8 protein-coding genes and 3 pseudogenes are annotated in these 12,589 nt (G+C 68.3%); 4 read left to right on the forward strand and 7 right to left on the reverse strand.

From position 1 onward, the window contains the following. Window positions 1-312: 312 nt before the first annotated feature. Window positions 313-579 (forward strand): hypothetical protein, encoded by a 267-nt coding sequence (locus ACIQFZ_RS30070; protein WP_376654749.1) that lies wholly within the window; start codon window positions 313-315, stop codon window positions 577-579. A 112-nt stretch (window positions 580-691) separates the two neighbouring features. After that, a pseudogene (locus ACIQFZ_RS30075) lies at window positions 692-1,306 on the forward strand (IS701 family transposase); the annotation flags it as partial. Between the two features lie 339 nt (window positions 1,307-1,645). On the opposite strand, the gene ACIQFZ_RS30080 reads toward ACIQFZ_RS30075, so the two are convergent. Together ACIQFZ_RS30080 and ACIQFZ_RS30085 are read right to left on the reverse strand one after the other, a co-directional pair. After that, a complete protein-coding gene (locus tag ACIQFZ_RS30080) occupies window positions 1,646-2,209 on the reverse strand; it encodes a dihydrofolate reductase family protein (protein WP_402692665.1) in 564 nt (187 codons plus the stop codon). 188 nt (window positions 2,210-2,397) lie between these two features. Next, a complete protein-coding gene (locus ACIQFZ_RS30085) occupies window positions 2,398-4,317 on the reverse strand; it encodes an ABC transporter ATP-binding protein (protein WP_402692666.1) in 1,920 nt (639 codons plus the stop codon). A gap of 463 nt (window positions 4,318-4,780) precedes the next feature. On the opposite strand from ACIQFZ_RS30085, the pseudogene ACIQFZ_RS30090 reads away from it, so the two are divergent. Continuing rightward, window positions 4,781-5,431: pseudogene (locus ACIQFZ_RS30090) on the forward strand (serine/threonine-protein kinase); the annotation flags it as partial. A gap of 752 nt (window positions 5,432-6,183) precedes the next feature. Here ACIQFZ_RS30090 and ACIQFZ_RS30095 read toward each other — a convergent pair. Then, entirely contained in the window at window positions 6,184-7,299 is a 1,116-nt protein-coding gene (locus tag ACIQFZ_RS30095; protein ID WP_402692667.1) for a sensor histidine kinase, read from the reverse strand. Further along, a complete protein-coding gene (locus ACIQFZ_RS30100) occupies window positions 7,292-7,987 on the reverse strand; it encodes a response regulator transcription factor (RefSeq protein WP_402692668.1) in 696 nt (231 codons plus the stop codon). The genes ACIQFZ_RS30095 and ACIQFZ_RS30100 overlap by 8 nt, the downstream gene beginning before the upstream one ends. 183 nt (window positions 7,988-8,170) lie before the next feature. Between ACIQFZ_RS30100 and ACIQFZ_RS30105 the strand changes: the two genes are divergently transcribed. Beyond that, a complete protein-coding gene (locus tag ACIQFZ_RS30105; protein WP_402692669.1) occupies window positions 8,171-9,244 on the forward strand; it encodes an endonuclease/exonuclease/phosphatase family protein in 1,074 nt (357 codons plus the stop codon). Between the two features lie 142 nt (window positions 9,245-9,386). Here the strand turns inward: ACIQFZ_RS30105 and ACIQFZ_RS30110 are convergent, their stop codons facing one another. From ACIQFZ_RS30110 to ACIQFZ_RS30120, 3 genes and pseudogenes are all read right to left on the reverse strand, one after another. Next, on the reverse strand, window positions 9,387-10,379 hold the full coding sequence (locus tag ACIQFZ_RS30110; protein WP_365425845.1) for a DUF6192 family protein: 993 nt from the start codon (window positions 10,377-10,379) through the stop codon (window positions 9,387-9,389). Between the two features lie 253 nt (window positions 10,380-10,632). Further along, window positions 10,633-11,051 (reverse strand): annotated as a pseudogene (locus ACIQFZ_RS30115) (SRPBCC family protein). 38 nt (window positions 11,052-11,089) lie between these two features. Then, complete coding sequence (locus tag ACIQFZ_RS30120; RefSeq protein ID WP_376654455.1) at window positions 11,090-12,100, reverse strand: aldo/keto reductase; 1,011 nt, start codon at window positions 12,098-12,100, stop codon at window positions 11,090-11,092. Window positions 12,101-12,589 lie beyond the last annotated feature (489 nt).

The raw sequence follows: 12,589 nt of genomic DNA on the forward strand, positions 1-12,589 counted from the left end.
AGAGAACTCCATGATCTACAAGCGCCGTGCCCGCTCTGCGTCCGGAGCCCACCACATGATCAAATCGGGCGAACGCGACTCTCCCCGGGGCCTTGGTCGGAGCTCGCAGACCGATCCCATGGTCTTGGTGACTTCGGCCGGTGTTGTAGTGCTCGATAGAGGTCTGCAGCACGTGGCCGCGAAGCAGCTTGGGTATGACCCGACTTGGGCCGTGATGTGGATCTTGGAGGATGCGGGTAGCGTTGACCTGCGGTTCTGCGTCCGAGACGTGCGAAATCTGCGCACTAAATCCGGGGCTCGTAGGGTGAGTCGGTGTCTCCGTACCTGCGCATAGTGAAGACCGCCTCGGGCGCGCGGGCGGTGCAGATCGTGCACTCGTCGCGGCGCGGCTCGCGCGATATCGAGCACATCGGTTCGGCGCACGACGACGCTGAACTGGGGGTGCTCAAGGCAGTCGCCCGGCAGCGCCTGGCTGCCGGGCAGGGTGAGCTGGACCTCGATCTGGCGCCCGCCGGCGACGCCGGTGGCGGGCCGCTGCCGATCATGTCGTCGAGGATGAATCACTGTGGGACGCCTTGACGGATGCCTACGACGTACTGGGCCTGCGCGACGCCGCACGCGGAGATGACGTGTTCCGGCAGTTGTTGCTCGCACGGATCATCGAGCCGACCAGCAAGCTGGATTCGTTGCGGGTGCTGGAAGAAGCCGGCATCAACCCACCGGCCTACCGCACCCTGAAGCGGCGGCTGCCGGTCTTCGCCAAGGACGCGGATGGCAGCTCTCGGCTGGACGCGGTGCGAAGGGGCAGCGGTTCTACGACTGGGCCGTCATCGATCTCACCGAGGCGGCGCCCGGCAGCCGCCAACTCCTGATCCGCCGCAACAGCACCACCGGCGAACTCGCCTACTACCGCTGCTTCTCGCCCCAGCCGGTGCCGCTGACCGAGCTGGTGCGGATCGCCGGATCCAGATGGCGTGTGGAAGAGACCTTCCAGAGTGAGACAGGGCTGGCCGGACTCGATGAGCACCAAGTCCGCCGCTACCACTCCTGGACCCGCTGGGTCACCCTCGCGATGCTCGCCCACGCTTTCCTGGCCGTCGTCCGCGCTGACGAACACGCCCGCAACCCCGCCCCGGACGCGCTGGTCCCGCTGTCCTGCAACGAGATCCAGCGCCTGTTCATCACGCTCGTCGTCCAGCCCCTCCACGACATCGCCCACCGACTCGGCTGGTCCGACTGGCGACGCCGCCATCAGCAGCGATCACGCACCAGCCATTACCAGCGACAAGCCGCATCCCAGACATGAAGATCACGATCTACAGCTGGAGTATTAGCCATGTTCGCCACCCGCACACCGACGTACTGGGCAGTGGGCGAGTCTCGTGCTGGGTGGTGAACTACCAGCCGCACGCGGCGTGCCCCGCGGACAGACCCGCACCATAGTCCGCGACGGACGCGGGTCCGGCTGGCCGGGCTTGGGCAGCCTGCGGCCCTGGCTGAGCGCCGGGCCGGCGAGGTGCGGGTGTCGACGTGGAGGGCGACATCGCCCGCGCCGCCCTCGCCCTCAACGGCCAGTAAAAATGATCCCCGGTCAGAGACCCTCACCGGCTGGCCCGTTCTTCCCAAGCCTCGGCGGACGAGCCGGCTAGCGCGCCACGCGGTAGCGGAGGTAGACGACTCTCGAGCTGAAGGTGCGGGTCTCGACGAGTTCGAGATCCACCCGGCGCTCGCGCTGGGGAAAGAACGGAATGCCACCGCCAACCAGCACCGGGTAGACCCTGGCCCGGTACTCGTCGATCAGCCCCAACGCGGCCGCCTCGGCGGCGAGAGTCGCGCCGCCGATCGCGATGTCGCCCTCCCCCGGCTCGGCTCGCAACCGCTCGATCTCCTCCGCCAGGCCGCCGGAGGCCAGGCGGGCATGGCCCTGTACCGCCGACAGCGTGGTGGAGAACACCACCCTCGGAAGCGGCTTCCAGAGCGCGGTCCACTCGAGCATTGAGTTGTCGAGCGAGGGATCCTGGTCGGCGGTCTCCCAGTACAGCATCGTCTCGTACAGCCGTCGTCCCAACAGGTGGACGTCGACCTCTCGGATCTCGTCGATCCAGGAGCGAAAGACCTCCTCGCCGGGCGCCGTCCAGTCGAAGCCGCCGTCCGGCCCGACGATGTAGCCGTCAAGGGAGACGCTCATCGAATAGGTCACGCTGCGCATCCGAAGTCCTCCTCAGTAACGGGTTCGACAGTACGACCGCCGCACGCCGCAGGACTCATCGCGACTCGCGGGATCCCCTGGGCCGAGTCACCTCATGAGATTCCCGCGGCGCTTCGCGGTTTGCCGCACGCGACGGACGTATCAGCGTGACGCCGCCGGCGGTCGAGGATGTCCGGAAACCGACTCGGTCACGTGGAGCCGGTGCCCGTACGAGCGTGCGACGACGTCCTGCGGCCCCCGTCCGGCGCCGGGTCGGCCGGTCCGGGTAGCCCGCTGGGACCGGCTTCTGGGACCGGGCGTCCGAGGGCCGACTCGGTGCTCTCGCCGAGGAAGCCGCCCGACTGATGCTGCCACAGTTTGGCGTAGGCACCGTCCGCCGCGAGCAGTTCCTCGTGGGCGCCCTGCTCGACGACGCTTCCGCGGTCGAGGACGACGAGACGGTCCATGCCGGCGACGGTACTCAGGCGGTGGGCGACCACGAGGGCCGTACGTCCGTCCATCAACCGCCACAGTGCGTCCTGGACGAGGAGCTCACTCTCCGAGTCCAGCGCACTGGTCGCCTCGTCGAGCAGCAGGATGGGGGCGTCGCGCAGGATGGCCCTGGCGAGGGCGACGCGCTGGCGCTGGCCGCCCGAGAGTTTGACTCCCCGCTCCCCCACCAGAGTGCTGAAGCCGTCGGGGAGTTGGTCGGCGAACTCCGTGACGTGCGCTGCCGCGGCCGCCACGTGGATCTCCTCGTCGGTGGCGCTGGGCCGGGCGAAGGCGATGTTGTCCCGCAGGCTGCGGTGGAACATGGCGGGTTCCTGCGGGACGTAGGCAATCAGTGAGCGCAGGTCGGTCTGGCGCAGCCGGCTGATGTCCTGACCACCGATCAGGATGCGTCCGTCGTCAATGTCCGACATCCGCAGCAGGAGCCGGGTGAGCGTGGTCTTGCCGCCGCCGGACCTGCCGACCAGACCGATCCGTGCGCCGGCGGGCACGTCCAGGTCGAGTCCCTGGAAAATCGGCTTCGCACCCGTGTGGGCGAAGGTCACCGCCTCGAAGCGGATGCCTGTGTCCCGCGGCGCGAGCGGTTCGGGTTTCGTCGGGTCGAGCACAGTGGGCGGATCCAGCAGCAGCTTCGTGAACTGCGCGGCCTCGGTCATCGAGCTTTCCAGACGCCGGTAGATCTGGTTGAACTCGAACATGATCTGTGTGGCGTTGGAGTAGTAGGTGAAAGCGACGACGATCTCCTCGACTCCCTGGCCCGAGCCACCGAAGGCGATGGCGACCAACAGACCCAGCACGTTGGTCAGCACGGACATGGGGGCGACCAGGATGTCGACGCGCAGATTGCCGTAGTCCCATGACCTCAGCGTCAGGCGCCGGGAGTCCGCGACACGGCTGCGGTGTTCGTCGGCCTCCCGCCGCTCGGCCGCGAACGCCCGGATGGTCTCCATGTTCATGAGGCTGTCGGCGACGTGGCCGGAGACCCGGGCGATCGCCGCCTCACGGTCGTTGACGAGCCTCTGCCGACGACGAACCAGAGGCGTCGCGGCCACCACGGTCAGCGCGATCATCACAAGAAGGCCGACGACGAGCATCGGTTCGTAGCTCCACAGCACCACGGCACCGAACACCAGGGGGACGAGACTGCCCACGATCCGGTACGTCACCGTGTCGACGAAGTCCTCGAAGCGCTTGCCGAAGCTGAGCACCCGTTTGGTCAGGGAGCCGGCGAAGTTGTCGTGGAAGAATGCCGCGTCCTTGGCGAGGAGTTCGTCCATGCCGCTCACGTACAGGTGTTCCATGCCGAGAGCGTCCACGCGGTTCAGGCAGTGCTGCCCGATCCGCCACACGGCCTCGGCGAGCAGCAGCGTCACGCCGAAGCCCAGCACGTACGGCAGCGCCGAGTTGAGGGTGAGACCGCCGTTGTCGGCGGCCTGTCCTGCCAGTTTGGCGATCAGCAGGGGAGCGACGTACCGGATGCCGATGTTGCCCACGGCCGGTAACAGCAGCGCGGGCAGGGCCAGCAGTCGTAGTCGCAGCAGTTCCCGACCGTAGCGGCGTAGTGCCAGAACGACCGCGCTCCTGCCCGGCGTCGGCCCTCGCGTATCTGTTGTCCCCATCACACTCCCGGAGGTTCGGAAGTCGGAAGTCTCCCGTCCGCAGGGTTTCTCAGTCCAGGCATTTACCGCGGACTAGCGAGAACCGGACACCGCTGCGTTCAGGACACTGCTCCCGAACTGCTGGAGCGGGGCCGGCGAATTCTGGCACGCCTGCGCACCATCCAACACAGCTCACTCACCTCGGCGACAGGGGGACCTCGTCGAGTGCCACACGGCGCCAGCCGCCACGGCCGGCCCGCAGGATGGCGCCGGCCTGCCGCCCGTGCGCGCGGCCACGGCCGACGATGTCCAGGCCATGACCCGAGGTCCCTCAGGCCCTCAACGATGTTCACCAGGTCGATGAGCGGGCCGTCTCAACCGCCTTCCGTAATCTTGCGCAGTCCCTAACCTATTGCGCATGGGTGCAGGGGGAGACCTGGTGGACGGACGCTTCCAGCTGATCGAACGGCTCGGAAGCGGCGGAATGGGCACGGTGTGGCGGGCAAGGGACACGGTGCTGCAGCGGGAGGTCGCGCTCAAGGCCGTACGGTCGGACGCGGAGGTGTCGGACGTCTCGCGTGAGCGCGTGCTGCGCGAAGCCCGGGCGCTGGCCCGGCTCAATCACCCGAACGTCGTGACCATCCATCACATCGTCGATATGGATCCCCACCCATGGCTCGTGATAGAGCTGGTGCCCGGACCCTCCCTCCAGGAACGGCTCTCGGCCGGCCCGCTGACGCCCGTGGAGGCGGCCGGCCTGGGACGTCAGGTGCTGTCCGCGTTGCGGGCCGCCCATGCGGTCGGTATCCACCACCGGGACGTCAAACCGGCCAACGTTCTGCTGCGCGCCGACGGAACGGCCGTGCTCACCGACTTCGGCATCGCGGGGATGCGGGGCTCGACCTCGCTGACAGCGACGGACGAACTCGTCGGATCACCCGAGTACATCGCTCCTGAGCGCATCCGCGGCCAGGACGACGATCCCGCGTCCGACCTGTGGTCGCTCGGTCTGCTGCTGTATGTGAGCGTCGAGGGCGTCAGCCCGCTGCGGCGTGCCACGACACTCGCCACCCTCGCCGCGGTGCTCGAAGAGCCCGTGCCGCCGCCGGTGCGCTCCGGCGCCCTTGCCCCCGTGCTCCAGGCTCTGCTGGTACGCGACCCGGCGGCCCGGCCGGATGCCGAGCAGCTGGACGCGATGCTCGCGCGGGTGGAGTCCGGCTCGCCGCCTCGCTGGGAGCAGCCGACGGTCACCGCGTCGGTGCAGCCAGCTCCGGCGCTTCCTCCCGGGTATCCGCCCACCCAGGTGGACACCCCGAGATCCGCCCTCGCGCCTGGCCTTCCGCAAAATCGAAAGCCGGCCGTCATCGCGGTGGCCGCGGCGGTGCTGGCGGCCGCCACGGCCGTGACGACCGCGCTGGTGCTCACACTTCGCGGTCCGGGTAACGACGGGGCGAGCAGTGTGGTGGGCACCTCGCCGAGCACGACGCCCACACAGCCGACGACCACCGCGGCGAGTTTCCCGCCCGAGCGGACTGCCGAGGCATCGGCGGCCCCGACAAAGGACGCAACATCGGGCGCGACGACGGATCCGACGGGACAGCCAACCGCTGAAGCGACGCGGTCGGCCACGCCGGTCGAACAGCAGCCTCCCCTGCCTGACGGTCGCTGGATCGCCCAGCTCTACTCCGATCCCGTCAGCGCGGGCATCGCCGACCGTGACAAAAGGCTCGCCACGATTCGGCGGTCGGTGCCCGAAGCGGAGGTGCTCCGCAGCGACGACTATGCGTCGTGTGATGTGGGAGGCCGTTATTGCGGTGCCCCCGACATTGCCCGCAGTCGCCGCGAACAGCGTGCCGTGTGGTGGGGGCGCACCGATTCCCTGATTCGTTACCTGTCGGGGTGTGGGTCTGTCGCGGGTAGCTCCACAGTGACGCGGATCCCGCCGGCGGAGCGCGGGGTGAGGGTGAGTGTTCCGTCGTGCGCGTGGGTGATGGTTTTGACGATGGCCAGGCCGAGGCCGATGCCTGCGTGGTCGGTGCGTATGCGTTCGGTGCCGCGCTGGAATGGTTCGGTGAGCGTCGAGACCAGCTCTGGGGTGAGCTTCTCGCCGGTGTTTTCGACAGTGAGCACCACAGTCTTGGGGCGGACGCTGGTGTTGACCCACACGGTGCCCTGCGCAGGCAGGTTGTGGACGATCGCGTTGTGCACGAGATTCGTGGTCAGCTGCAGGAGGAGCGCTTGCGATCCGCTCGTGGGGGTGATGTCGCCGCAGGTATCGATGGTGACGCCATGCTTTTCCGTGAGGGGGAGGAGTGTTTCGGTGGCTTCTTCCGCCATGAGGGACAGGTCGACGTGTTCTCGGGTGAAGGACCGCTGCTCAGCGCGGCTGAGTAGGAGCAGCGCCTCGGTAAGGTCGATCGCCCGGGTGTTGACGGCGTGGAGGCGGTCGATGACTTCGCCGGTGTCGCAGTTCGGATCGGTGCGGGCCACGTCGAGAAGTGCCTTCGAGATCGCCAGCGGGGTGCGCAGTTCGTGAGAGGCGTTGGCTGCGAATCTCTGCTGTTCGGCGACGTGCGCTTCGAGCCGTGCCAGCATCGTGTCGAAGGCGTCGGCGAGTTCGCGGAACTCGTCTTTGCGGCCCGGTAGCCGGATTCGGTGGGAGAGCGATCCGGTCGAGGCCAGGCGGGTGGCGCCCGTGATGCGAGTCAGCGGGCCGAGCATCCGGCCGGCGAGGATCCACCCTCCCACGGCGCCGAACACCAGCAGGAATGCCAACACTGCGGCTGCCCTCGGGGCGAAAACGTGCAGAAGGTTGGACCGGACGGGAAAAACACCATGAGTGGAGGTGCCAGTGGAGCCGGGGACGATGAGCGCGCGCTCGGGCACGTAACGCAGGAGGAACAACCACACCGCCGCGAGCAGCAGGACGCCGGCAAGCATGAGGAACCCGGTGTAGCTGAGGGTGAGTTTGAGGCGAACGCTCAACCCAGGTGCTCTATCCACGCTCGCCTCCCGAGTGACCGGCCTCTGATTGCGTGTCGATGCGGTAGCCGACGCCTGGCACGGTGGCGATGATCCAGGGTTCTCCGAGACGCTTGCGCAGTGCCGAGACGGTGATGCGTACGGCGTTGGTGAACGGGTCGGCGTTCTCGTCCCACGCGCGTTCCAGGAGTGCTTCGGCACTGACGACACCGCCGTCGGCGGCGACGAGGACTTCGAGCACTGCGAACTGCTTCCTGGTCAGCGCGACGTAATGGCCGCCCCGGTAGACCTGTCTACGGAACGGGTCAAGGCGCAGACCTGCGATCTCTCGCACGGGAGGCGTGCTGTGGGCGCGCCTGCGGTCGAGTGCTCTGAGCCTGAGCGCGAGCTCTTGCAGTTCGAACGGCTTGGTGAGGTAGTCGTCGGCGCCGAGTCCGAACCCGGAGGCCTTGTCGTCGAGACGGTCGGCCGCGGTGAGCATGAGGATCGGCATGCCGCTGCCGGAGGCGACGATGCGTGTGGCGACCTCGTCACCGGACGGTCCGGGGATGTCGCGGTCGAGGACGGCGATGTCGTAGGCGTTGACGCTCAGCAGTTCCAGAGCGGTGTCGCCGTCACCTGCGATGTCGGCCGCGATCGCTTCCAGGCGCAGGCCGTCGCGGATGGCTTCTGCCAGCAAGGGTTCGTCCTCGACGATCAACACGCGCATGCTCTCGATGCTACGAGCCGGCGCATATCGTCGGCGTATCGAAAATCCCATACGTGCCGACAACACCGTGCTGCGTTGACTGGCGGAATGAACCACACCCGCCGACGCCACCCAGGACCCGAGGATGCAGCAGTGACCAGCACTTTTCGTACGGGCAGCACCGACGGTGGGCGAGGACGGACGATGACGCAGGCGGACACGGCGGCGCCTGGACAGGCCGCCGGCCACCGGGATGCCGGCTCCACCACCTGGCGCGCGGGCATCCGCCGGGCGATCCGCATCGCCTCCCGGCCGGGCCCGTGGAAGCGCGGCCCGGTGCTCGCGGCGCTGGCGCTGCTGCTCGGCCTGGTCATGCCGCTGCACGCGCAGATCACGGACCGCGGGGGCCTCGGCAGCCTGGTGGAGACCTTCCTGCCGTGGTTCGGCCTGTTCATCCCGGTGCTGCTGGCCGGGGCGCTGTGGCGCCGCTCCCCCTCCGCGGTGGCCGCGCTGCTGCTGCCGGTCACGGTGTGGCTGAGCCTCTTCGGCGGGCTGCTCGGTGACAAGTCCCACCCGGGCAGCGACCTCACTGTGGTCAGCCACAACGTCGGCGCCGACAACCCCGACCCGGCCGGCACCGCGCGTGACCTGGCCGCCTCCGGGGCGGACGTGCTGGCGCTGCAGGAGCTGACCCAGCAGGCCCGGGGCACGTACGAAAAGGGGCTGGCGAGGGCGTACCCGTACCACACAGTGCAGGGCACGGTCGGGCTGTGGAGCAGGCTGCCGCTGTCGGACACCCGGCCGGTCGACATCAAGATGGACTACGGGCCGCTGGCGGACACCAAGCCGGTCGAGATCAAGATGACCTACACCCGGGCGCTGCGCACCACGGTGGCCACGGACCACGGGCCGCTGACGGTGTATGTGGCCCACCTGGGGTCCGTACGACTGTTGCCCAGGAACGGCTTTTGGACGGCCTCACGGGACAGAGGCGCACAGGCGCTCGGTGAGGCCATCGCCGCCGATCAGAGTGAGCGGGTGGTGCTGCTCGGCGACCTGAACGGCACCGTGGACGACCGCGCGTTCTCCGAGATCACCTCGCGGCTGCACTCGGTCCAGGACGCGGCCGGGGACGGCTTCGGCTTCAGCTGGCCGGCGAAGTTCCCGGTGGCGCGGATCGACCAGATCCTGGTCCGCGGCGTGAAGCCGGAGAGCTCGTGGGTGCTTCCCGCCACCGGCAGCGACCATCTGCCGGTGGCGGCCGGAATCAGCTGGTGAACAGCGTGTCACGCCTGCAGATCCGCCCCCTGCGGGATCTGCTGTCGCAGATCAAGGCGCGTCCCGACAACGTCAGCCCGAACTCGCCGCTGGACGAGATCGCCGTACCTGAGAGGCTCTGCCCGTCAGCGTCGCCCACACGTCAGCCAACGCCCCCCAATAGGTCACTGACCTGCGACAACTCCAGTTTCAGTTCAGTCAACACACCCCGTACCCTCGCAACGCTCTGGTGCACGATCGTGCGTTCGTCCTCGCTCAGGGTGCAGTCCGGCAGACCGGAGACGGTGCGGTTGGCGGCCGCGACGCAGGCGTGGCAAGAGGTGACCAGGTCCAGGAACTCCACCGTCCGGTCGATGTGCCGGACGGCCGGGGCCATGGGGCTGGTACGGTCGGCATCCTCGTCCTCGCGGGCCTGCCGGCTGCGTTCGTCCTGGGCCTGGTTGACCTGGAAGCGGGCGGCATCGTCGGCCATCGCCTGGAACGCGACGTCCGGACGGCGCAGCAGACCCGTGACGGCCGTGGTCGCCACCGACTCGTCCCGGGTGAGGTCCTCCACCACCCAGACCTTCTCCTGCTCCAGCACCTTCGCTGCGACCGTCGGCCGCTTCAGGAAGTCCGAGGTCACCGCCGCGGCGACCTCTTCGGCCCGGGCCAGCGAGTGGATCGCGGTGATCTTCTCCTCCGGCGAGACGGGGTTCGCGACCTGACGTCCGACCCTCCGCCTGGCGTCGTCGACCGTCCACCGGCTCTTGCCCACGGGCAAGGTCTTGATCGCCGCGAACCGCTCTGCCTCGTCAGGAATGCTGCCCAGGACCCGGTGAACGGTGAAGGACACCCCCGCCCGACGATGTTTCTTCGGCCACCGCGCCGCTGTCCAGCGGACGTTCACCACCGTACTGCGGCACAGGCCGATGTCCTCCGCGAGCCGGGCCAGGGTCTGGCGGACGCTGAACAGGTCCCGGCCAGACGGGGCCGCCCCGTCGTCGGGCAGACGCATCGGCTCGATCTCCAGCGCACGGTCACCGATCGTGAACTGCCCCTGCGCCTGCTGTTCAAGGACCTGACGGAGCTCGGTCACAATCTCGTCATAACGGAACCGGCTGACAGCTCCGACTCTCTCGGACTCCTCGGACACGCCTTTCACCCCCCAAGCGCGGGCCGGGCACAGCATTTCAAGCCGTGACAGGACAGGGCCCGCTTCCATCATCCAGAGTCAGACCGAAACTCCGAAGAATGGAGTAAATGGCCACAATTGGCCAATCCATGATCGAAGTTGGATTCCAGGTATGTTCAGTCAGTGGTCATTGTGAATGTTTGGCGCACGATTCCTTCCGGCATCTCCATGCCCGTACCACACATCACACCGGCTACCGCTCCCCCATCCGTTGTCAGCCGGACAGCGTCTTGTGCAGGGCGTCGAGGCCGTCGCGGTAGATCTCGGTGAACAGGTCGACCACCTCGTCATCACTGACGCCGTCGGGGCGAAGCGTCCGGACCACTGCACCTCGGCGATGTCCTCATGGCCGGGAACCGCGTGGACCCGGATGGTGGAGACGTAACCGGTAACGGGGAAGGGTGCTTCGACAATGGCGTGGCTGTAGTGGCGTTCGGTCTCGTTGAAGTCCACCAGGCGCTCGACGATGACCTCGCCGTCCGGGTTCTTCAACTGACGGACCCGGCCGCCTTCGAGCGCGGTGCTCTCAAGGATGTACGGGAGCCAGTCGGGCAGGGCGTCGAAGCCGCCAACGAGGCTCCACACCTTCTGGGGCGAGGCCGGCACTACGCGGCTGACCGAGGTCGATGCCATGGTCGTTCTCCTGATTCTGGGGTGGGGGGTTGGGACGGTCAGGCGCCGTTGGGGAGCGGGGCAGCGGGGCTGACCAGGCCGCTGGCGCGCAGGTCGTGCCAGAACGCGGCCGGGACGGTCTCGTTCAGGGCGGCAGTGTCCTCGGCGATGCGGCTGGGCCGGGTGGCGCCGGGGACGGCGGCGGCGGCCACGGGGTGAGCGAGGGAGAACTGCAGGGCGGCGGCCTTGATGCCGACGCCGTGCTTCTCGGCGAGGGCCTTGAGCTTGCGGACGCGCTCGATGATCTCCGGCGGGGCCTGCTGGTACTCGAAGTGGGCACCGCCGGCGAGGATGCCGGAACTGTAGGGGCCGCCGACGACCATGCCGACGTTCTGCTCTTGGGCCATGGGCAGCAGCCGCTGCAGGGCGTGCTCGTGGTCAAGGAGGGTGTAGCGGCCCGCGAGGAGGAAGCCGTCGGGCTGGGGCTCGTCGAGGGCCAGGGTCAGCTCGATCGGTTCAGTGCGGTTGACGCCCAGGCCCCAGGCCTGGATGACGCCCTCGTCGCGCAGCCGCGACAGCACCCGGAAGGCTCCGGTGCGAGCCTCTTCGAACTTCTGCAGCCACAGGTCGCCGTGGAAGTCCTGGGAGACGTCGTGGACCCAGACGATGTCGAGGCGGTCGACGCCCAGGCGCTTGAGACTGTCCTCGATGGAGCGTTCGGTGGCCGCGGCGGTCCACTCGTGGAGCATCTTGTTGGGGTTGCCGTGCTCGAAGATCCCGCCCTTCTCGCCGAGTTCGCGGACGGCGGTCTCCGGCTCGTCGAGGATGACGCGGCCGACCTTGGTGGACAGCACGTAGGAGTCGCGGGGCTTGACCGAGAGCACCTTGCCCAGGCGCTCCTCGGCGAGGCCGGCTCCGTAGAAGGGGGCGGTGTCGTAGTAGCGGATGCCCTGGTCCCAGGCAGCCTCCACGGTGGCGAGGGCCTCCTCGTCGGGGATCGCGCGGAACATGTTGCCGAGCGGGGCGGTGCCGAAGCCGAGACGGCCGGGGAGGATTTCCTTGAGGGACATGATGATGCCTTCTCGATCGATGTCGCCGCGTCGGGGACATCCCTGACGCAGGGAACGAGGCATGGGACGGCTCTGCCGGCGGAGCCGTGGCACTGGGTGCACGGCGGCACCCCGCCAGAGCCGGAGGCGTAGCACAGGCCGCCGCCGGGCGATCCATCAGATTCAGGTACAGGCGGACGCCGGGGCCCACGAGAAAACGGCCTTCCCTGCTACCAGCCTCACTGCGGTACGCGCGGCCTCGCAAGTCGGGCTGAACCGGAACCAATATGACGTCAACGGCCGTTTTCACCCGGAGGCGTCGCGGGCATCATTCCTTCAGAGTTCCACTCAGCTGCGTCGGCGTGGCGCAGGGCCCGCCGCACGGTGCGGATGACGCGGCGGGTGGTGATGGCGGCGATCTGCGGCCGTCTGGTGTAGGCGCGGGGCAAGGTGTAGGCCCACGCCGAGACCGGCGGTGCCAGGCCGGACATGTCCAGGATGCAGGCAGTG

Source organism: Streptomyces sp. NPDC093064, assembly GCF_044754605.1.
In the GTDB taxonomy this organism is placed as follows: Bacteria; Actinomycetota; Actinomycetes; order Streptomycetales; family Streptomycetaceae; genus Streptomyces.